We start from the raw sequence: 21,448 nt of genomic DNA, 5'->3' as shown, positions 1-21,448 counted from the left end.
TCAGTCCCTCGCTACCGGCGCCATGGCGATACTCCAGAAGTCGGCGTAGCGGCCACCGCGGCGCAGCAGCTCGTCGTGGCTGCCCTCCTCCACGACCTGGCCGCTCTCCAGGAAGACGACCCGGTCGGCGCGTCGGACCGTCTTCATCCGGTGCGCGACCATCACCACCGTGCGGCCCGCCATCAGGCGCTCGATGCCCTCGTGGACGGCGGCCTCGTTGACGGGGTCGAGTGCGGAGGTCACCTCGTCCAGCAGGACGATGGGCGCGTCCTTCAGCAGGGCTCGCGCGATCGAGACGCGCTGGCGCTCACCGCCCGACAGCAGGGCGCCGCCCTCGCCGACGTTGGCCTCCCAGCCGCCGGGCAGGCGCTCGATCACCTCGTCCAGCCGGGCGGCGGTCGCCGCCGCCCGCACCTCGGCGTCGGTGGCGTCGGGGCGGCCGAGCCGTACGTTCTCCTCGATCGTGCCGTCGAAGAGGTACACGTTCTGGAACACGATGGCGATCTGCGCCATCAGCACCTCGGGGTCGATGTCGCGTACGTCCACACCGCCCACGCGCACCGTGCCCGCGTCCACGTCGTAGAACCGCGCGAGCAGTTGCAGCAGGGTGCTCTTGCCCGCACCTGACGGTCCGACGACGGCGAGTCGCTGTCCCTCGGGAACGGACAGCGATGCCTGGTCGATGACCGTGCGGTCGCCCTGGCGGAAGACGACGGAGTCGAACTCCAGGTCGTGGCGGGCCGGCCGGACGGGGTCGGCGGGCTCCGGCAGCGGCTCGGTGCTGAGGACCCCGTCGAGTCGCGCCAGAACGCTGCGGGCGCCGCGGAGCTTGCCGGCGATGTCCGTCAGCGACAGCAGCGGATCGGCGCTGCGGGCGGCGAGCACCAGGATGGTGAGCACCTCGGCCACACCGATGTCGCCCTCGAGCGCGAGGTAGGCGCCCAGGACCAGCAGCCCGGTGAACATCGCCTGCACGGTGAGCGTCAGACCGACCACGCCGGGGAGCGCCGACAGCGCGGAACGGCGGGAGGCGCGCTCCACTTCCTTCAGCGAGTCGTCGAGCAGCCGGAAGCGCTCGGTCGTCCGGCCGCCGGCCCGCAGCACCGGCTGGGCCTGGAGGTATTCGATGACCCGTCCGGTGGCCTCGTGGTCGCGTTCCTCGCGCTCCGCGTCCTGAGCGGCGGTCGCGCGTGCGGAACGGATCTGGATCCCCGCCACGATCGGTGCGGCGACCAGAGCGGCGAGCCCGAGCTGCCAGTTGAAGACCAGCATGACGACGACGATCGTCAGAGGGGTCACACAGGCGGAGATGAACGGGGCCAGCAGGTGCGCGATGACGCTCATGGCGTCCAGGACGCCGCGGCTGGCCAGGACGGACACCTCGCCGAGGCGACCGGAGTTGTACCAGCCGATGGGCAGCCGGGCCAGGTGGTCGCCGAGGCGGTGGTACATGCCCCGCAGCATGGTGGTGCCGACGCGGAAACCGAACAGATCACTGGTGTAACGCAGCGCGGCGTAGACGGCGAACGCCACGCCGAACGCGATCACCCACGGCCAGGCGTCCTCGGGTGTGTCCCCGAACAGTTCCCTCAGCACGGGAACCACCAAGGCGTAGGACAGGCCCTCGGCCACCGCGGTCAGCGTCATCAGGGCCACGGTGCGGCGCAGTGGCTGGGCGTACTCGCGTCCCAGCACGCGCAGCAGCATTCGGATCATCGGGACTCTTCTCCTTGCAGTGCGCCACCGGGGATGTCTGACTCATCGGCGACCGCCGACCGGTGGGATTGCCAGAACGCGGCGAACTTCCCGCCCCGCGCCAGCAGTTCGGCGGGGGTGCCACGCTCGACGATCTCGCCCTCTTCCAGCATCACGACGGTGTCGGCGTCGGCGATCGTCTCCAGGCGGTGGGCGATGACCAGGGTGGTCCGGTCGCCCCCCAGCGTCGCCAGGGCACGGCGCACCGCCTGTTCGGTCTGCGGATCCGCGAAGGCGGTCGCCTCGTCGAGGACCAGGACCGGGGCGTCGGCGAGCAGGGCGCGGGCGAGCGCGATGCGCTGCGCCTCGCCACCCGACAGGCCGGCGTCCTCCCCGATCACCGAGTCGTAGCCGCGGGGCAGTTCGAGGATCCGGTCGTGGATGTTGGCCAGCCGGGCTGCGCGCGTCACGGCGTCGAGGTCGGCGTGCGGCACCGCCAGCGCGATGTTGTCCGCGACGGACGCGCGCAGCAGCCGTACGTCCTGGAAGACGAAGGAGACCGTCTGGTACAGCTCGCGGCTGCCCAGCTCGCGCAGGTCGACGCCGCCCAGGACGACCGAGCCGTGGGTCGGGTCGAAGAACCGCGGCAGCAGCTGGACCAGTGTGGACTTGCCGCTGCCGGACGGACCGACGATCGCGGTGACCGTCCCCGGTTCCAGCACGAGGTCGATTCCGCGCAGCACCTCTCGGTCGGCCTCGTAGCCGAAGCGCACGTCGCGCAGTTCCACCCGGTGCCCCTGCGGGAGGGCGGGGTGCGCGGGTTCCGGCAGCGGCTGCACCTCCAGCACCTCCCGGATCCGGCCGACCGCCCGCCCCGCGCTCTGCATCTCGTCGAAGCCGTGCCCGAGGGCCGCCACCGGAGCGGTCAGGCCCAGGCCGAGCAGCAGGAACGGCAGCAGGTCGGCCGGGGCCAGGTCGCCGTTGGTGATGAGCCCCGTGCCGCCGATCAGGACGACCAGCAGCACAAAGGGCGGCGACAGCACGAGCTGCATTCCCGCGGCGATCGTGGAGATGCCGTGCACCCAGCGGTTGAAGGTGCCGACGAACTCGTCCGCGGCCGAGATGAACTTGCGGTGGGCACGGCCGGACGCGCCGAACGCCTTGACCACGGCGATGCCCTGGACGAACTCGACGACGGAGCTGGAGATCCGCCCCATGGCCGTGTCGAACTCCTCCTGCTCGCGCAGGCGGGTCGGGGTCATCATCAGGGGGACCAGCGCGATCGCCATCACCACCGGGATCAGTGTGATCAGCGTGAGCTTCCAGTCGATGGTGAACAGGTAGATCAGCGACGCCAGCGGAACCACGAAGGCGGACACCAGTTCGCCCGGGGTGTGGGCGATGAACGGGTGCACCGCGCTGACGTCCTCCCCGACCACCTTGGCCAGTTCACCGGTCCTGCGCCGGGAGAACCAGCCGATCGGCACCCGGCCCAGTTGCTCGGCCAGCCGCCGGCGGAACGTCAGCTGCGCCTTGCCGTCGAGGATGTGCCCGATGCCGGAGGACGCGGCCGTGAACACCAGCCGGACGAACAAGCCGATCGCACCGGCGGTCACGACGAACCAGACATGATCGCGATCGACCGGGCCGGGCGCCAGCAATGTGCGCCCCAGCTCGACGACCGCCAGCAACGGTGCCAGGCCCGCGAGAGCGCCTATCACCTGAAAGATCACGACCGCCGCGAAGCTCCCGGCGAACGGGCGCAGCAGACGTCCCATGCTCACTTTCGCTGCGGAGTCGGCGTCCGATAACGGCTTGGACCGCTCCCTCGTCGCAGTGGGGTCGCTCGCGCTCATCGGTCTCCCATCGATTTTAAAACGTGTTCCGATATTACTGTAGCGCGGACCGGCTCGATGGGCCACCGGGAGGGAGACGCGGCTTCCGGACAGCGCCCGCCACTGTCCGGAGGCTCGCCGGCCTACAGATCGGCGACCGTCAGCGGGTCTCCGGGCTCGGGGGCCGCCACCTCCGGATAGCCAAGGGACTCGGTCAGCTCCTGCCAGGCGCGGGCGACGGCCAGATGGCGCTGACCGCCCCGCAACGGGTCGGCGCCCGCCTCGGCGCGCTCGCGCAGCCGGTCCAGAGCGGTCAGCACACCCTCCCCCCAGACTCCGTGCAGCGCGCCCGCCCAGGTCGGCGTCTCGGCCGCCCCTACATAGGCGCCCGTGACGTTCAGCCCGTCCGGCCACCGCTCCCCCGCGTCCGAGGGGCCCGGGAGGAAGTGCCCCGCCGCGTCGGACGGCATGCGCAGCACCGGACTCCAGATCACCGGGCCATGGGTGTTGGCCAGCATCAGATTGCCCGCGTCGGTGCCGACGGTGATCCGGTGCAGCAGCAGGCTGGAGCTGTCGTCCCCCGCCTGCATCCGGTTCTCCACGCGCAGCGTCAGCGGGACACCCGCGATCTGCCCGTCCACACCGACCAGCGGACGGCCGGCCCCGCCGGCCGGCGGGGACAGCGACCAGGGCCGCAGCCCGTCGAAGATCTCCGCCAGGATGTCGAGCAGGTCGAACGAGACCTGCACCGCGCACAGGGCGTCGACGAACACCGGTTTGCGCAGCTCGACGAGCCGGCGAGCGGACGAGATGAACCGCCGGACCGGTTCGAGGTGCGGGTAGAAGGTGTTCACCATGTACTGGGTCCCGGTCCGGCGCGCCACCCGCAGACAGTCCGCCAGCTCGGTCGGGTGCAGCGGATGCTCCTGGAGCACGTGCACGCCGCGTTCGAGCAGGGCCCGGGCCAGCTCGGCACCCCGGCCGCCGCCGACCGCGGTCGACACCACGACACAGGCCGCGTCGATGTCGTCGGGCAGCTCCTCGACCGCGCCGTACAGCGGAACGCCGTACTCCTTGGCCAGGGCCACCGAGCGGTCGCTGCCCCGGGCGACGATGCCGGCCAGCTGGTAGCGCTCGGGCGCGGCCCGGGCCAGGGCCGAGAGATACACCTGGCCGAACCGTGTGCCGCACACCACGACCCGCATCGGGCCCGGCTTCCCGCGCGTCATCGGCCGCCCGCCTCGGGCGTCGTGATCGCGGCCGTCGTCGCCGTCACGTGCGGCGGCCGGAGGCAGCCGAAGTGGTCGCCCGGGATGTCGACCACCGTCAGGTCGCCCAGGCACACATCGCGCCAGAAACCGGTCGTGTCGTCCTGCGGACCGGGCAGCAGGTGCCCGGGCTCGGCCGGGCGGAGGAAGGTGATGTCCCCCGCGTACGGTTCCGGCTCGTAGCGCGTCACCGCCTCCACGGTCCGGGTGAAGACGGTGTGCAGCGCCGCGATCCGCTCGTGGTCGCCGTGCGCCGGGGCGGCGGCGGCCAGGGCGCGGTGCAGTTCGGCGCGCCGTTCGGCGGTGTCCCGCTGCCCGAGGGCCCGGAACCGCTCGGCGACCGACTCCAGTCGCTCGTCTCCGGTCACCCGCCCGAGGGCGCCCTCCGCGAGCGCGTCCGGCGAGCCGGCCAGCGCGGCGGCGAGGGCCCGGCCGACGGCCGTCCCGTCCTCCGGCCAGCCGATGGCTCCCGGATCGACGCCCATCGCCCGGGTGAACGCGTAGTCCACCATGAGGTCGTCGTGCAGCAGGTACGGGACGCGGTGGCTGGACACGAGGGTCAGCCGGCGCACCGTCACGTTCGCCTCGCTCAGCGCCCGGGCCAGTTCGAGGGCGACGGGACCACCGAGGCAGTAGCCGATGATCTCGACCTCGTCGAGTCCGGCGGCCTGCACCTCGCGGGCGTAGCCGACGGCCCGTTCCTCGACGAGGCCGGAGGCGGGGAGGCCGGGGTACGGGTCGGCACCGGGCACGGCGAGCCCGAACAGCGGCCCGTCCGCGGCGAGTTCCGCGATGAGCGCCCGGTGCGGGGCCAGGGTGCCGGTGCCGTCGGGTACGAGCAGCCGCACCGGACCTCGCCCGGCGCCGCCCAGCGGGAGCAGCGACGGCTGCGGGGCCGTGGCCGCCGGCGTCTCCCGGGCCCGTGCCGGGGCCGCGGTGGACTCCAGCCACTGGGCCAGTCCGGCGACCGTCGGCGTGTCGAGCAGCGCGCGCAGCAGGACGTCGAACGTGACGTGCGCGGCCTCGGCGACACGTTCGCGCACCTGCCCGACGAACTGGGCGGCGAGCAGGGAGTTGCCGCCGGCGTCGAAGAACCCCCGGTCGCGGCTGGACGGTTCGCCGCCGAGCACCTCGGCCCAGAGCTGGGCGAGCCGCTGTTCGAGGCCGGGCCGCGGCGGCTCGGAACTCTCGGTCCGCGGCGCGCCGGGCGTCGGCGCCGACTCCAGCAGCCGCTTGCGGTCGACCTTGCCGTTCGCGGTCAGGGGCAGCGTCTCGACGATCCGCACCCGCGCCGGAACCATGTGCGACGGCAGCCGTTCGGCCACCCAGCCGATGAGCTCCACGGGATCGGCGGATCCGCTCTCCTGCGCCGGTATCACGAACGCGACCAGGGCCCGTTCGAACGCGTCGCTGCCCGCCGCCAGCACCACCGGGGTGCCCACCGACGGGTGTTCGCCGAGCACCGCCTCGATCTCGCCGAGTTCGATGCGGTGGCCGCGGATCTTGACCTGCTGGTCCGCCCTGCCGAGGAACTCGATCTCGCCGTCGGGCAGGTAACGGCCGAGGTCACCGGTGCGGTAGAGCCGCTCGCCCGTCTCCGGGTGCCGGAGGAACCGCTCCGCGGTGCGCTCGGGGTCGTTGAGATAGCCCGTGGCCAGGCCGATGCCCGCGATGTACAGCTCGCCGGTGACCAGGTCGGGCCGGTCGCGCAGCGCGCTGTCGAGCACGTGGAAGCGCTGGTTCGCCAGCGGGCTGCCGTACGGGATGCTGCGCCAGTGCGGTTCGACGGTGTCGATGCGGTGGTGGATCGACCAGATTGCCGCCTCCGTCGCCCCGCCCAGACTGATCAGTTCCGTGCCGGGCAGATGCCGTCCCGCGTGGGCGGGCAGCGACAGCGGGATCCAGTCGCCCGACAGCAGCGCCAGTCGCAGAGTGGCGAGTCCGGTGGGCTCGACGTCCAGGTAGTGCATCAGCATCTGGAGCTGCGCGGGGACGGAGTTCCACAGCGTCACGCCGTGCTCGGCCACCATCGCGGCCCAGTGCGAGGGGTCGCCGCGGCGGGCCGGGTCCGGCAGCACCAGGGGGGCGCCGAGGGCCGGCGGGCCGAACAGGTCGTACACGGACAGGTCGAAGCTCAGCGCCGCCAGGCCCAGCACCCGGTCGGAGTCGCCGACGCCGAAGCGCTCGTTGATGTCGTGGACGGTGTTGGCGGCGGCGAGGTGGCTGATCATCACGCCCTTGGGCACACCGGTCGAGCCGGAGGTGTGCATGACGTAGGCCAGCTCGCCGGGGGCCACCGGACGCTCGTCGGGGACCTCCGCCACCGGGACCGGCCGCACGCCGGCCACGTCCACCGCGCGGACACCGGGCGGCAGCTCACCGGTCGCGGCGCCGGTGACGACCGCGAAGCGGGTACCGCTGTCGGTGAGGATCCGGTCGCGGCGGCTCCTGGGCTGGCCCAGGTCGACCGGGACGTAGACACCGCCCACGAGGAGCACACCGAGCACGCCGACGGCCTGGTCCCGGCATTTGTCGATGAGGACGCCGACGAAGTCGCCGGGGCGGCAGCCCGCGGCCCGCAACCGCTCGGCCACCCCGGCGGCGCGCCCCAGCCACTCCCTGTAGGTCAGCGACCCGGCGGGGTCGATCACCGCGACCCGGTCCGGGTGGCGGCGGGCGTAGGCGACGAGCGGTTCGTGCAGCAGGCAGTCCGGCGCGGGCGCCCCGGTGGCGTTCACCGCGGTCCGCGTGGCGCGCTGCCGCTCCGGCAGCGGCTGCGGATCCACCGCCGCCCACGGCTCGTCCCGTTCGGCCAGCCGGTGCAGCAGCCCCTCGAACGCGGCGAACATGTCGTCCACCATGCCGTCGGGGAAGACGCCCTCACGCACGTCCCAGTTCATGTCCAGGCCGCCGAACTGGTCGCCCACCTGGCAGTCGATCCACACCTGCGGGGTCTGGCTGATGCCGTACACCGGCCGCGGGTCGCGGCCGGCCGGGGACACCGTGGTGCCGCCGACCCCGATGCTGCCGGTGAAGACCACCGGCAGCGCGGCCGCCTCCCGCCCGCGGCGCCGGGCCAGCTCGCGCAGCACCTCCACACCGCTGTACAGCCGGTGGTCGAGGTCGTCGAAGATCCGCTCGCCCAGCGCGCGGGCCCGGTCGGCGAAGCTGTTCCTGCCCTCGCGGTCGACGGCCAGCAGGCTCAGCGAGGTGAAGTCGCCCAGCAGCCGGTCCACATGCGGGTGCAGCGGCATCCGGTTGAGCACGGGCAGCCCCAGGGAGAAGCGTTCGGCACTGCTCCAGCGGCCGATCGTCTCCGCGTACGCCGCCAGCACCGCGTTGGCCGGTGTGATGCCGTGGGCGGCGGCGCGCGCCTTCAGCGCCTGCCACACGCGCTGGTCCACGGTCGCCGTCAGGCGCCGGAAGCGCGGCGGGGTGGTCGCCGGATCGTGGTCGTCGCGCAGCGGCAGCGCCGGGGCGCCGGGCAGTTCGTCGATGCGGTTCAGCCAGTAGGCGCGGTCGCGTTCGTAGCGTTCGGTCTCCCGCAGCCGGCGCTCGGCGAGGACGTAGTCCCGGAACGTGGCGTCCACCGGGGGCAGTGCGCAGTCCGGCTGCCGGTAGCGGTGGTCCAGCTCGGACAGCACCTGCTGCATGCTGAGCCAGTCCAGCGCCATGAAGTCCACCGACACGTGCAGCACGCTGCGCTCGGTGGCCAGGGTCAGACGCAGCTCGTGCATGGGGCGCTCGCCCGCGGGGTGCACCTTGTGGGACAGCTCGTCGCGCACTGTGGCGATCGCCTTGGCGACCGTGTCGTCGGGTGCTCCGCGCAGGTCGGCGACGGCGATGGCGGTGTCCCGCAGCTCGGGCAGGACCCGCTGGGTGCCGTCCTCGGAGATGACCGTGCGCAGGGTGTCGTGACGTCGCACCAGGCCGTCCCAGGCCTGCTGGAGGCGCTCCGGGTCGAGATCCGCCGGGTACTCGAACTCCAGGTAGATGTGACAGGAGACGCCGCCGTAGTCGAAGGCCGGGTTGCGGCCGAAGAGGTAGGCCGACTGGATGTCGGTCAGCGGGAAGGGCGCCTCGCGTTCCTCCGGCCGGTCCTGCCACACCTGCTCGCCGCTCCGTGGCCGGCCCGTGTCCGGGGGCGCGGCGGTGTCGGCCATGACGGCCAGCAGTTCCGCCTTGCGGCGGCGCAGTTCCGCCAGCCGCTCGTCGGTCATGGCGCCGCGGGGGGCGCGGAAGCGGAGCTGCTCCCCTTCGCGCCACAGCCGGATGCCGGCGTCCCGGAAGTCGTCGAGCAGATCGTTGGCGTTCACACCGCACCCTCTTCGCAGTCGTCCCCGCTGTCCCAGCCGTCGGCGCCGTCGGCCTGCCCCCGGGCGCCGGGCGGGGCGAGCTGGTCGATCAGCGCACCCAGTCCCGCGACGGTCGGGGTGCGCATCACCTCGCGCATGGGCAGCTCGACGCCCCATGCCTCCCGTACCTCGGCGACGAAGCGCGTCGCGAGCAGGCTGTCGCCGCCGAGCCGGAAGAAGTTCTCGTCGCGGCCGACCGAGTCCAGGCCGAGCAGCTTGGTCCAGCGTTCGGCGACGAACGTCTCGGTGGCGCCCCGCGGCGGGTCGCCCACGTCCCGGGGCCGGTCGACGGAGTGTTCGAGCACGGTCCGGATCTGTCGCCGGTCGACCTTTCCGTTGGCGCTGAGCGGCAGGGCGGGCAGTACGGCCAGCTGCGCCGGGACCATGTGGTCGGGCAGCCGGTCCGCGGCCCAGCGGCGCACCTGCTCCGCGTCGATGCCGCGAGCGGTCCCGGGCCGGTCGGCGCTGAGCAGGATCTCGCCGGTGGCCTCGGCGCGCAGCACCCGCACCTCGCCCAGTCCGGCCTCGGCGCAGGCCCGCGCCCACCGCTCGCGGCCGTACAGCCAGTCGCCGGCCGGCCGGCCGTCCTCGAACCGTCCCGCGCGGGCCTCCAGCGGCAGCGCGGTGACCAGCGCGAGGGGGGTGGGGTACGCGCGTTCGAGCAGGTAGAGGCGGCCGCCCGGGGCGAGCAGCAGGGCCATGGTGGCCACGGCCGTCTCCGGGTCGGGCATCCGGTGCAGGACGTTGTTGGCCACCACCGCGTCGAACACGTGGAGGTGCTGCGCGGAGATCGCGGCGGGACCCTGCACCGCCGTGTCCGTCTCGTGCCCGCGCTCACGCAGCAGCGCCCGGGCCTGGGCGAGCGCCGGCTGGGAGGCACCGAGGAGAGTGAACTTCGGTGCGTGCGGCGCGAGTTCGGTGAGCAGCCTGGCGGCGCCGCGGCCACCGGCCACGTCCCACTCCGCCACGGCGGGCGGCGCGGCGGCGCCGGTCGTCCGCGCCCGCAGGTCGTCCGCGACGGCCCCGAGGCAGTCGGCCGTCCCCGGCGTCAGATCGTTGAGGGCCTCCGGGGCCAGGACCGGGTCGTCCAGGAGCGCGGTGGCGTCGGCCTCGCCGGAGAGGATGGCCGTGAGCAGCGGTCCGGCCCACTCCAGTGCGGTGGCGACGGTTTCGAGACGCGTCCCGTGCGTGGCTTCGCGCACCTGCTTGATCGAGCCCGCGTCCGTGACGTCGTCCCACCGGGGGCCGTGCTCGTACGTCGCGTCGGTGGTCCGGACCAGCACGGAGCGCCGGGTGAGGTACTCCAGCCAGATGTCGACCACCGGGCGCTGCCCGGCGCAGACGGACGTGAGGCGCGCCGTGGCGCCGTCGGGTCCGACGAGCGGTGCGACGACGCCCGCCAGCAGGACCTCGACCAGCCGGTGCTCGTGCAGGTGCGGATCGGACTGGTCCGTGACGTCGGCCGCGGGCGGCAGGAAGCCGTTGCCCGGCCGCTCTTCCCCGGCGGCACGGTCCGCGTCCTCCCGGGCGCGGTCACGGTCCGGGGCCGAGGACCGCTCGACCAGGGCGGCGACCAGTTCCCTGCGGCCCTCGGTGAACGGTACGGCCACGGCCTGCGCGACCTCGGGGTGTGCCTGGAGACAGGCCTCGATCTCGCCCAGCTCGACCCGGAAACCGTTGATCTTCACCTGGTGGTCGAGGCGCCCCAGGAACTCCAGGTTGCCGTCGGGCCAGTAGCGCCCGAGGTCGCCGGTGCGGTACCAGCGCTCGCCGTCCCGCTCGGGGAAGCGGGCCGCGGTCAGCTCCGGATCGCCCCGGTAGCCGAGCGCGACACCGGTGCCGCCGATCCACAGCTCGCCGGGCACCCAGTCGGGGCAGTCCCGGCCGCGGCCGTCCACCACGCGGAACTTCTGGTTGCGCAGCGGCTTTCCGTACGGGATCGACCGCCAGCCGTCCGGGACCGCGCCGACCTCGTACGCGTTCGACCAGATGGCGGCCTCGGTGGCGCCACCGAGCGCGATCAGCCGACATCGCCCGCCGGAGGCGCGGGCCAGCCGGTCGGGCAGATCGAGCCCGATCCAGTCGCCGGACAGCAGGGCCAGGCGCATGGTGTCGGGGAGCGGAGCCTCGTCGGCGGCGGTCAGCAGCATGTCGAGCAGGGCGGGGACGGTGTTCCAGACGGTCACCCCGTGCCGCCGGCACAGCGCCAGCCACTCGTTGGCGTCCCGCCGGCCGGACTCCGGCACCAGGACGGCGGCGCCGCCCACCGCCAGGAATCCGAACACGTCCCACACCGAGAGGTCGAAGTCCAGCGCGGACACCGCCAGCACCCGGTCGCCGGACCCGATGCCGAACCGCTCGTTGACGTCCTCGACGGTGTTGACCGCGGCGCGATGACTGACCTCGACGCCCTTGGGCAGGCCCGTCGAGCCCGAGGTGAAGATGACGTAGGCGGGGTCACCGGGGTCGGCGGGCACCGGCGCGCTCAGCGGGGACGCGAGCAGCGCCTCGTCGATCGCCAGGACGTCGGCACCGGTCCCGGCGGACTCCAGCTGCCCGCTGCCGTCCAGGATCACCCGGGCACCGCTGAGTTCGAGGATGCGGGCCCGCCGCTCGGCCGGCTGGTCGACGCCGATGGGCACATACGCGGCACCGGCGGCCAGCACGCCCAGCACGGCCGCGATCTGCCGCGCGCCCTTCGGGGCGACCACGGCGACGTACGACCCCCGGCCGACACCGCGCTCCGCCAGCGCCCCGGCGATGGCGAGGGCGTGCCGCGCCAGTTCGTCGTGCGCCAGCTCGTCCCGCTCGCCCCACAGCAGGGCGGGCCGACCGGCCCGGTCGCCGGCCCGCTCGAAGAACGCCGTGTGCAGGAGGTTCCCGGTCAGCGGGCGGGTCCGCGCGTTGACCGTCTCGCGGCGCGCGCGCTGCTCGGCGGGGAGCGGGATCTCCGGTGTCGCGGTGTCCCACCCGCCGGTCAGCAGGCCGCGGACCACCGCTTCGTAGGCGGCCATCATCGCGTCCAGCACACCGTCCGGGAACAGTTCGTCGACGGCGTCCCACACCAGCAGCACACCGCCGTCGCGGGTGCGGTAGACCTGGTGGTCGAGCCAGATCTGCGGCGTCTGGGAGATCATCCAGGACGCCTCGCCGAAGCGGGCCTGGAAGGCGTCCGGGACCAGCGGCGCGGACAGGTCGCAGGCGAAGACGACGGGTGCCGTGCGCGGCGCGTCCACGTCGGTGCGGACGAAGTCGCGCAGCACGTCGACGCCGGAGTAGGCGGCGTGGCCGATGTCCTCGTGCATCTGCTTCTGCAGGGTGCGGGCGCGGTCGGCGAAGCTCTCGCCGGAGAGGTCGACCTCGACCAGCACCAGGCCGGTGAAGTCGGCGACGACCTGGTTGATCTGCGGATGCGCGTCGAGGTCGCGGTCGAACAGCGGCAGGTTGAGCAGGAACCGCTCCTCGCCGCTCCACCGCCCCAGGACCATGGCGAACGCGGTGGCCAGCACCACCGACGGGGTCAGGCCCGCCTCGCTCGCCCGCCGTTCCATGAGGCGCCACTCGTCCGCCGTGAGCCCGCAGGAGCGGCGGACGAACCGCGGTACGACGACCGCTTCCGGGTCGACCGCCAGCGGCAGCTTCGGCCCGCCCGGCAGCGACGGCAGCCGCTGCTGCCAGTACGCGCGGGCCCGCTCGCGCTCCGCGACGCGCACCGTGTCCTGGTGGGCGAGATACTGGCCGAACGTGTAGGTGAGGCCGTCGAGGGCGCCCGGGTCGTCGTAGAGGGCGGCCAGATCGGCGAGCAGGACCCGGATGCTGGCGAGGTCGGCGGCGAGCAGGTCGACATTGAAGTGGAGCCGGTCCACCGCGTCGGGGAGCAGGGTGAGCTGGACGTCGATGACCTCGCCGCGGTCGACGTCCAGGCGCCGGTGCGACAGCCGGTCCCGAAGGGCCTGGGCCGCCTTCACCGCCTCGTCGGCGGCCTGCTCACGCAGGTCGTGGACGGTGACGCCCGGCCACGGAGACCGCGGCATGACGCGCTGGGTGGCGTCGTCGGCGAACGCCACGCGCAGCATGGGATGCCGTTCGATCAGGGCGCGCACGGCCCGTTCGAGACGCTCCGGGTCGACCCGCTCCGCGTCGAATTCCAGGTAGGCGTGGCAGCTGACCCCGCCCAGCGGCTGGTCGTCGGCACGGCCGATCAGATACGCCTGCTGCACGGCCGTCAGCGGGAAGGGCCGGTCCGCGCGGTCGTCGTGCTCCGGCTCGGGGATTTGCGGCTGCGGTGCGGGCACCGTGCCGGCGCCCGCACCGAGCAGGGCGAACCACGCCGCCAGCCGCGGGTCGTCGGACAGCTGGGCGAACTGGACCTCGGCGCCGGCCCGGCTGAGACGGTTCGCCAGACGCATCATCTCCAGCGACTGGAGTCCGAGTTCGAAGAGGTTGCTGTCGTCGTCCTCCTCGGTCAGCTCGATGCCCAGCAGCTCGGACACCATGGCGCGCAAGGTGTCCGGGTCCATCCCGGCGGACGTGGCGGCGGGAGCCCCCGCGCCGCGGTCAACATGGTCCGATGACATTTCCAAGCTCCCTTGCACGCTTTCGACTCCGCAGCGTCTTGGTGAACGAAGATTCCCGAGGCTTCCCGCCGCTCGGGGAAGGCACGGAACGGCCGCGCCGTCAGGCCTGCTTGGCCTCGTGGGGCCGGGCGGCCTGCTGGGCCTGCCGGGCCCGCTCCGCGGTCCGCGCCAGCTCGCCCAGGGTCTTGGCCTCGAAGATCGACCGCATCGGCACGATCACGCCCAGCTCCTTGCGCATCCGGCTGGCCAGCTTCGCGGCGAACACCGAATGGCCGCCCAGATCGAAGAAGTTGTCGTGCGGCGAGGCCTCGGGGACCTTCAGCGTCTCCCGCACCATGGCGCACAGGATCTGCTCGAAGGACTCCGTGCCGTCCGCGTCGGGCACGGCGGGCGCCGGCGGGAGGTCGGCGGTGGAGCGCGCCGCCCGCTCGGCGAGGGCCTTGCGGTCGAGCTTCCCGTTCAGCAGGGTGGGGAACCGCTCGAGCATGACGACGCTCGACGGAACCATGTGCTCGGGGAGGGCGCGGCGGGCGTACTCGCGCAGTTCCGCCTCGGAGACCACCTGGCGGGCCGACGTCTTGACGTAGGTGACGATGTGCTCGGTGGCGACGTCCTCACCGCCGACGACGGCGACGGCGATCTCCACGGCCGGGTGGCTCTCCAGGCGTGCCTCGATCTCGCCGAGTTCGATGCGGAAGCCGCGGACCTTCACCTGGTTGTCGACCCGGCCGGTGAAGTACAGCTCGCCGTCGGGACCGCGCCGGCCGCAGTCGCCCGACCGGTACATCCTGCTGCCGGGCGGCCCGTAGGGGTCGGCGACGAACCGGGCGGCGGTCAGGCCCGGGCGGTTCAGATAACCGCGGGCGACCCCGGAGCCCGCCAGGAACAGCTCGCCCTCCCGGCCGTCGCGCAGGTCCCGCAGCCGGTCGTCGAGCACGTACACCGCGCCGCCGTCCCACGGCGTGCCGATGGTCACCTCCTCCTGGAGGCCTTCGATCGGTCCGCCGATCGACGCGCCGACGGTCACCTCGGTCGGGCCGTAGGCGTTGTAGAGCCGCCTGCCCTTGGACCACTCCTCGGCCAGGGACCGGGTGCAGACATCGCCGGTGGAGGTGATCGTGCCGTCGGCCAGCAGTCCCTCGCTCTCGGTGATGCCCAGCGCCACCGGCGGCAGGACCGCGTGGTCGACCTTGTGCCGCAGCATCGTCTCGCGCAGCGACTCGCCCGGCATCAGCTCGTGCTGCTCGGCCATCACCAGGGTCGCGCCGTGCAGCAGGGCCAGCGTGAAGTCCCAGAACCAGGCGTCGAAGCTGAAGGACGCCCACTGCAGTACGCGGTCACCGGGGCCCACCCCGTAGAGCCGCGCCTGGGTGGAGGCCAGGTCGGCCACGCCGGTGTGGCTGACCGCGACGCCCTTGGGCACCCCGGTCGAACCGGAGGTGTAGATGACGTACATCAGGTGGGCGGGCATCAGCGGTGCCGACCGCTCGTCGGCGGCGATGTTCGCGCCGGACTCCCGCTCACAGGCGGCCTCGAAGAGCGGGTCGTCGAGTACGGCCTCCGGCACGCCCAGGTCCAGGGAGGCGACGTCCTCCGTCCGCAGCAGCAGGACCGGCCGCGCGTCCACGACCATGTGGGTCAGCCGCTCGGCCGGGTAGGTGGGGTCCAGCGGCAGGTAGGCGCCGCCGGCCTTCAGCACGGCCAGCACCGCCACGATCAGCCGGGTGGACCGGGGCACCGCGATCGCGACGAGGGAATCGGGCCCCACGCCGGAAGCGATCAGCCGCCTGGCGAGCCGGTTGGCGGCCTCGTTCAACTCGGAATAACCGGCGACGGTCTCGCCGAAAACGACCGACGGCGCATCACCCGACTCGGCAACCACGGACTCGAATAGTTCCGGAACAGTCTTCAACTCCGCTTCGCCTCCGACACAGAGTTCCAGCATCAATTGTGAGAACCATGGGTCACGAGCCTGTCAACCCACCGAACTTTCCTCCGGCCGCGTATACCGGCCTCCCGGTCCCCCGCATCACCGGCCGTCGAGACAGCCTGTAGCGCTGGGTAACCGTCATCGACGATGGCACGGCGCTCTGCCGGCCAACCGGGCCGTGAAAGAACTCTTTCTCGGCCGGGTCGCATGGCCGTCGGTCCGTCCATGATGAGGCGGGCCCGACAACGCTGGTTCGCGCCCGCCTGGTTCGGCGCAGCCGTCACGGGCGCCCCCGGAGCCGGGTGATCGAGCGACTTCGCGAATCCGACCGTCGTCTTCTGCATACGGCTTTCCGTGCCGGTCTCGCGGCGCCACACGGCTCGAGTTGATCACGTAGAGAGGGAATGAACGTGACCGATGAACTGAACTATCGTGACTACCTGGAATTGGCTTCCCTGCTGTCCCTCCAGAAGCCCCGTACCGCCGAATCCACGGCCCAGGCCTCGAGTGTGCTGTCAGAGCAGTTCTTTATCATTGCGCACCAGGCGAGCGAACTGTGGCTCAAGCAGATAATCGCCGACCTGGAAGCCGTCATCGACGCGTTCACGACGAGTGACGACACATCCAACGCGGAATGGATCGCCGATCTCCTGCAGCGTGCCGGGGAACTCATGCGCGTGCTGCACACCCAGTTGACCGCTCTCGATCGGCTGCCGCTGCGCGACTTCGCCAGGTTCCGGCAGTTCCTCGGAACGGCGAGCGGCGCGCAGTCCGAGCAGTTCCACCGGCTGGCCCGCCTCGTCGGCCACGGCAAGCACGACGGCCCGCTGTACGAATCGTTCGCCGCGTGGGTGACCCGGTCGGGCAGCACCGTTCCCGAACTGGCCCGCCAGGGCGTCGAGGCAGGCGTCCACTACCGCATCATCGAGGCACTGCTCGACTTCGGAAACGGCTACTGGCGCTGGCAGGTGAGTCATGTCAGTGTGATCACGAAGGTCATGGGCAACCAGGCCGGGACCGCCGGCACGTCCGGAGCCGAGTACTTGCTCAGCCGTTGCACGCTCCCCTTCGCGGAGCTGCGCGAGCTGCGCAGTCAGGTGCACGTCGGTCTCACCGTCGCGACGTCGTGACCGCCGCCTAGACGGGTTCCAGGACGAAGCCGCGTCCCCATACGTTGCGCATCGCGAGCCCGACGATCTGGAGGCGTCGGCGCAGTCGCATCACATGCAGATCCAGCGCGTTGCTGGAAGAACTGGAACCGGAACGCTCAAGAATCTCCCGCAATTCACTGCGGTAGATGATCTGACCGTACCGGGCCACCAGAGGCGTCAGCATCTCACACTGCGTCACGGAGAGCGTGACGGAAGAATCCTCGAAATACAGGATCCCGGTGGGGTCCACCACAGGCTTCGACTTGAGAGCGGCCCGGTGTTCCAGCTGGCGGAGTCGGGCCTGGAGGTCTTCCTGTACGATGGGCGGGCGCACCCAGTCCTCGTAGAGACTCAGTTGCTCCGGGGGAGGCGCGCCGTGCTCGACCACGAGCAGACAGAGATGTCCTCGGGCTCTGCATTGCTCTCGGACATCCCTTTCCGCAGGCCATCGAACGAATTTGACCCGATTCTTCACATCAACCTTCACAGGTATCCCCCATCGACCTTGATCTGTTGAAATCGAGAAGCAGGATTGTGACCGCGCCTTCGGTCGGCCACCCATCGAGACGCCTTCGGATCAGCTTCCGTACGGCTACCGCGCGGGCATCACGTCCCGCAGGCTCTTCGGCCGCATATCCGTCCAGGTCCGGTCGATGTACTCGATGACGTTCGGCCGACTCCCCGGGCCGTACACGACCCGCCAGCCGTCGGGTACGTCGAGACCCTCCGGCCAGAGCGAGTACTGCTCTTCCGTATTGCACAGGGCCAGATATTCGCGTTTGTCGTCCTCGAACAGATCGGGCATGTTTACAATCCCCTCCACCGGATAGAACCACTGAGACCTGCCGACAGGACGAACCGGCGTGTGCCGGCCGCCCATTGGACAAGGGAAGCAGGGTCGCGATTGCCTGTCACACGTCGACTGATGCGGCTTGTCGCTCCCCCAGAATGCGTTTGCAGCCGTTGACCGGCGGGCACCGCCCGACCCCTGAAATCGATGTCGACATTAGCAATCAGAGATCAAGACAAGGAAGATGAACCGCGCATTCGTTGGTGTGCGTTTTGCATCTTGACAGGCGTCACGTCGCCTCTTCGGGCGCGGCAGACGCCGCTCCCCCCTGGTGCCCAGCACCGGAAGCGCGTGCGCGGAGGTCACCGTCGTGCTGAAGAGGGCGCGGGGGCGTGGGCTCGCGACCGTTCCCGGGTCGCCTGAGAGCCGGGCGACAGCGTCGAGAAGGTCGGGCGGGGCGCGGACGAGCCGGTGACCGCGGCTCGGCGCGCTCGGCGCCCGCGTCGTCATCGTGTTCCAGTCGTGGAACCGGTGTGCCGGCGAGGCGGCCGACGGGCCGGCCGCCTCGCCTCTCTCTCAGGCCGTCGGGACCGCCCGGCGCTCGGGGTACGAAAGCTTCAGAGCCTTCTTGTCTATCTTGCCCACCGGGGTGCGCGGCAGGTCGGGAACGACGATCACCTCGTCCGGCAGCTTGTAGGCAGCCAGGCCGCGCCGGCGCATGTGGTCCCGGACCGTGCGCAGCGAGACCGGCGCCTGCGCGGTGTCCGCCGTGCCGCTGAGGACGACGAACACGCAGACCCGCTCGTCGAGTTCGTCGTCCGGGATGCCGACCACCGCGCAGTCGCGGACCATCGGGTGGGTCAGCACATGGGCTTCGACCTCCTCGGCCGAGACCTTCTCCCCCAAGTGGTGGATGATGTCCTTCAGGCGTCCCTCGATGACGACGTTGCCGTCCTCGGTCATCCGGGCCAGGTCACCGGTGCGGTAGAAGCCGTCCTCCGTGAACGACCGGCGATTGTGCTCCGGCGCGGCGAAGTAGCCGCGGATCGTGTACGGACCGCGGGTGAGCAGCTCGCCGGTCTCACCGACAGGGACGTCCTTGTCGTCGGTGTCGACGATCCTGATCTCGTCGTCCGGGCAGACCGGTTTGCCCTCCGTGCCGAAGACGACCTCCGGCGGGTCGTCGAGGCGGGTGTGGGTGATCAGTCCTTCGCCGATGCCGTACACGTTCAGGATGCGGCATCCCAGACTCGTGCTCACCCGCTCCGCCGCGGCGGGCCCGAACTTCGAGCTGCCGACCTGAATGGTCATGCCGCTCATGTCGACCGGGGTGCCGTGCGCCGCTTCGGCCCACAGCAGGGCCAGCGCCGGCACCAGTGTCGTGAGGGTGACGCCCTCCTGTTCGATCAGCGGGAAGACATGATCGGGGCTGGGGTTGGCGGCCAGTACCGCCTTTCCGCCGAGAAGCAGCGCGCCCAGCGCCCCCGGGCAGCCCAGGGCGGCGTTGTGCGGCACGGGGTTCGCCGCCAGGTAGACGCCGCTGTCGTCGAACTCCACCACGCGGGCGCAGGCGAAGATGTTGTACGCGTAGTCGTCGTGGGTCCTGGGAATCAGCTTCGGCACACCGGTGGTCCCGCCCGACAGCAGCAGCAGCGCCACCTCGGAGGAGTCGACCGGCGCCAGCTCACGCGGCGCGGAGCGCTCGAGCTCGGACAGCGGAGTGAACTCCTCGGCCTCACCCGCGATCACGACGTGCCGCAGTCCCGGTGCCGCACGGCGGACCTCGCGGGCCAGGTTGCGGTAGTCGAAGCCCTGGAACCGGTCCGGACCGACATAGGCCACGGCGTCCGAGGAGCGCGCCAGGTGGAGGATCTCGTCGCGGCGGTGACCGGGCAGCGCCAGCACGGGGATCGCGCCGATGCCGAAGAGGGCGAGGACCGTGGACAGGAAGGTGATCCTGTTCGGCAGGTGGACCACCACCCGGTCGCGGCTGCCGATGCCGAGGTCGAGCAGGCCGGACGCGATCCGGTCGGCCTCCTCTGTCAGTTGCGCGTAGCTGAGCCTGCGTGTCGCGTCCACAGCGGCGATCTTCTCCGGGAGGCGGCCGGCGCTGTCAGCCACCAGTTGCCGCAGCGAGACGCCCCGCCAGTAGCCGGCGCGGCGGTATCGGTCGGCGTAGTCGGATGGCCAGGGCACGAACCCGTCCAGCATGTGTCCTCCTCAAGTGCGACGACATCAGGTTCGGACAGGACCCCAGGAGCCGCGCGCGGCCCGACAGAGCTCTGACAGATTGCATCGGGTGGTCCGGCGAACTCGGTAAAGCTCGGTAGCGTGAATGGCATACGAACGCGTGACCGAGGTTGGGTGAGGGCCCTCAACGACGTGGAGCGCCCGGTGGGCCGGCTGGTCTGCGCACCGCATTCCGGTGGCTCGGCGGCGACCTATCGTCCCTGGTCGTCGGTGCTGCCTGCCGGCACTCAGCTGCTCGCCGTGCAGTACCCCGGGCACGCCGACCGGATGGCCGAACCGCCCGCGGCCAGTGTCGCCGAGATGGGACGCTCCGTCGCCGCGGAACTGCTGGAGCTGGACTCGCGACCCTGCGCGCTGTTCGGCCACAGTCTGGGCGCGCTGGTCGCGTACGAGACCGCCAGAGCGCTGCAGGAGAGCGGACGCCCGGTGGGCTGGCTGTTCGTATCGGGTTCGCCCGCGCCGTGGCAGGCCGGCGGCGGGACCACACACCGGGCCGGTGACGAGGAGCTCTGGAACGAGCTGCGCGGCCTCAGCGGGATCGAGCCCGAGGTCGCGCAGAACACCGAGCTGCGGGATCTGCTGCTGCCGGTGCTCCGCTCGGACATCACGCTCAACGAGACCTACCGGCCCGCGCCGAACCCGGAACCGCTGCGCTGCCCGGTGCGCTGCTACTACAACGCCGAGGACCCGCTGGTGGATCCCGCCCGGCTCGACGCCTGGGCGGCGGTGACCACCGCCTCCTTCCGGGTACGGGCCCTGCCGGGCGGGCATTTCCGGCTGCTGTCGGATCCGGCCGACCTGCTCGGTGACATCGTCGCGGCTCTCACCGAGAGCGAGGCCGTGCGATGACGCTGACGGGAAAGTCGGTCGTGATCACCGGCGCGGCCACCGGCATCGGCCGTGGCATCACCGAGTCCGTCCTGAAGTCCGGCGCCGGTGTGACGGCCGTCGGGCGCCGTGAGGAACCACTGCGGGAGCTGGCGGACCGGTATGGCGACGCCGTCACGGTGGTGGCCCGGGACATCAGCGCACCCGGCGCGGCGGCAGAGATCGTCGCGGCGGCGGCCGACCGCTTCGGCGGGGTCGACGCGGTGGTCAACAACGCCGGACTCGCCCGGTTCGGCCGGCTTGAGGAGACCGACCCCGCCCAGTTCGACGCGATGTTCGCCGTCAACGTCCGTGCGCCGGCCGAACTGATCCGGTGCGCGCTGCCGCTCCTGCGGGCCCGCCGCGGCAGCGTGGTCAACATCTCGTCGGTCGGCGGCGCGCTGTCCATGCCGGGGCGGGCCTTCTACGGTGCGACCAAGGCGGCTCTCAACAGCCTGACGCGTTCGCTGGCGAGGGAACTCGCCCCTCAGGTACGGGTGAACGCCATCATGCCCGGCCCCGTGGAGACGCCGATGTGGAACGAGACCGGTCTGGACGGGGCGGGCACCGAGCAGTTGCGCGTCGACCTCCTGTCGTCGACTCCGATGGGCCGGTTCGGCGACGAGGCGGAGATCGGCCGGTGGGTGTGCATGCTGCTCGACTCGGAGGCGTCGGGCTGGGTCACCGGAGCGGTGATTCCCGTCGACGGCGGCCGTACGGCATGACGAGT

The 21,448-nt window shown here is 71.8% G+C and carries 12 protein-coding genes; 3 read left to right on the top strand and 9 right to left on the bottom strand.

Features of this window, described 5'->3' with window-relative positions; translation table 11 throughout:
• The 6 genes from VE614_RS16160 to VE614_RS16135 all read right to left on the bottom strand — a co-directional run bounded on the left by VE614_RS16160 (position 1) and on the right by VE614_RS16135 (position 15,612).
• Positions 1-1,716, bottom strand: a complete 1,716-nt coding sequence (locus VE614_RS16160; RefSeq protein ID WP_324937031.1) for an ABC transporter ATP-binding protein — start codon at positions 1,714-1,716, stop codon at positions 1-3.
• Positions 1,713-3,473 carry an ABC transporter ATP-binding protein gene (locus tag VE614_RS16155; protein WP_414719578.1) on the bottom strand — a complete coding sequence of 587 codons (1,761 nt, stop codon included), beginning with the start codon at positions 3,471-3,473 and terminating at the stop codon, positions 1,713-1,715. The genes VE614_RS16160 and VE614_RS16155 overlap by 4 nt, the downstream gene beginning before the upstream one ends.
• Positions 3,474-3,673: 200 nt before the next feature.
• Complete coding sequence (locus VE614_RS16150; protein ID WP_324937027.1) at positions 3,674-4,759, bottom strand: Gfo/Idh/MocA family oxidoreductase; 1,086 nt, start codon at positions 4,757-4,759, stop codon at positions 3,674-3,676.
• Positions 4,756-9,114, bottom strand: coding sequence for an amino acid adenylation domain-containing protein (locus tag VE614_RS16145; protein ID WP_324937025.1), 4,359 nt, complete (start codon positions 9,112-9,114; stop codon positions 4,756-4,758). The genes VE614_RS16150 and VE614_RS16145 overlap by 4 nt, the downstream gene beginning before the upstream one ends.
• Complete coding sequence (locus tag VE614_RS16140) at positions 9,111-13,730, bottom strand: non-ribosomal peptide synthetase (protein WP_324937023.1); 4,620 nt, start codon at positions 13,728-13,730, stop codon at positions 9,111-9,113. The genes VE614_RS16145 and VE614_RS16140 overlap by 4 nt, the downstream gene beginning before the upstream one ends.
• Positions 13,731-13,830: 100 nt before the next feature.
• Positions 13,831-15,612, bottom strand: a complete 1,782-nt coding sequence (locus tag VE614_RS16135; RefSeq protein ID WP_324937021.1) for a non-ribosomal peptide synthetase — start codon at positions 15,610-15,612, stop codon at positions 13,831-13,833.
• A 458-nt stretch (positions 15,613-16,070) separates the two neighbouring features.
• Between VE614_RS16135 and VE614_RS16130 the strand changes: the two genes are divergently transcribed.
• Positions 16,071-16,790: a tryptophan 2,3-dioxygenase family protein gene (locus VE614_RS16130; RefSeq protein ID WP_414719577.1), complete on the top strand. Its 720-nt coding sequence runs from the start codon at positions 16,071-16,073 to the stop codon at positions 16,788-16,790.
• A 7-nt stretch (positions 16,791-16,797) separates the two neighbouring features.
• Here the strand turns inward: VE614_RS16130 and VE614_RS16125 are convergent, their stop codons facing one another.
• From VE614_RS16125 to VE614_RS16115, 3 genes are all read right to left on the bottom strand, one after another.
• Entirely contained in the window at positions 16,798-17,199 is a 402-nt protein-coding gene (locus tag VE614_RS16125; protein ID WP_324937017.1) for a winged helix-turn-helix domain-containing protein, read from the bottom strand.
• A gap of 204 nt (positions 17,200-17,403) precedes the next feature.
• Positions 17,404-17,616 carry an MbtH family protein gene (locus tag VE614_RS16120; RefSeq protein WP_324937015.1) on the bottom strand — a complete coding sequence of 71 codons (213 nt, stop codon included), beginning with the start codon at positions 17,614-17,616 and terminating at the stop codon, positions 17,404-17,406.
• A 561-nt stretch (positions 17,617-18,177) separates the two neighbouring features.
• Entirely contained in the window at positions 18,178-19,812 is a 1,635-nt protein-coding gene (locus VE614_RS16115; RefSeq protein WP_324937013.1) for a (2,3-dihydroxybenzoyl)adenylate synthase, read from the bottom strand.
• A gap of 153 nt (positions 19,813-19,965) precedes the next feature.
• Here VE614_RS16115 and VE614_RS16110 point away from each other — a divergent pair, with 153 nt between their 5' ends.
• Positions 19,966-20,700 carry a thioesterase II family protein gene (locus VE614_RS16110; RefSeq protein WP_324937011.1) on the top strand — a complete coding sequence of 245 codons (735 nt, stop codon included), beginning with the start codon at positions 19,966-19,968 and terminating at the stop codon, positions 20,698-20,700.
• Positions 20,697-21,443: an SDR family oxidoreductase gene (locus VE614_RS16105; protein ID WP_324937009.1), complete on the top strand. Its 747-nt coding sequence runs from the start codon at positions 20,697-20,699 to the stop codon at positions 21,441-21,443. Before VE614_RS16110 ends, VE614_RS16105 begins: the two co-directional genes overlap by 4 nt.
• Positions 21,444-21,448 lie beyond the last annotated feature (5 nt).

It is taken from the genome of Streptomyces sp. (genome assembly GCF_035645055.1).
In the GTDB taxonomy this organism is placed as follows: domain Bacteria; phylum Actinomycetota; class Actinomycetes; order Streptomycetales; family Streptomycetaceae; genus Streptomyces.
The sequence above is the reverse complement of the archived record's forward strand: the minus strand, read 5'-3'. Positions and strand labels throughout refer to the sequence as shown.

Bases quoted from the DNA above. Each gene is read 5' to 3' on its own strand.
- VE614_RS16160 (WP_324937031.1), bottom strand. From the start codon at position 1,716: ATGATCCGAATGCTGCTGCGCGTGCTGGGACGCGAGTACGCCCAGCCA.
- VE614_RS16155 (WP_414719578.1), bottom strand. From the start codon at position 3,473: ATGGGACGTCTGCTGCGCCCGTTCGCCGGGAGCTTCGCGGCGGTCGTG.
- VE614_RS16150 (WP_324937027.1), bottom strand. From the start codon at position 4,759: ATGACGCGCGGGAAGCCGGGCCCGATGCGGGTCGTGGTGTGCGGCACA.
- VE614_RS16140 (WP_324937023.1), bottom strand. From the start codon at position 13,730: ATGTCATCGGACCATGTTGACCGCGGCGCGGGGGCTCCCGCCGCCACG.
- VE614_RS16120 (WP_324937015.1), bottom strand. From the start codon at position 17,616: ATGCCCGATCTGTTCGAGGACGACAAACGCGAATATCTGGCCCTGTGC.
- VE614_RS16115 (WP_324937013.1), bottom strand. From the start codon at position 19,812: ATGCTGGACGGGTTCGTGCCCTGGCCATCCGACTACGCCGACCGATAC.
- VE614_RS16105 (WP_324937009.1), top strand. From the start codon at position 20,697: ATGACGCTGACGGGAAAGTCGGTCGTGATCACCGGCGCGGCCACCGGC.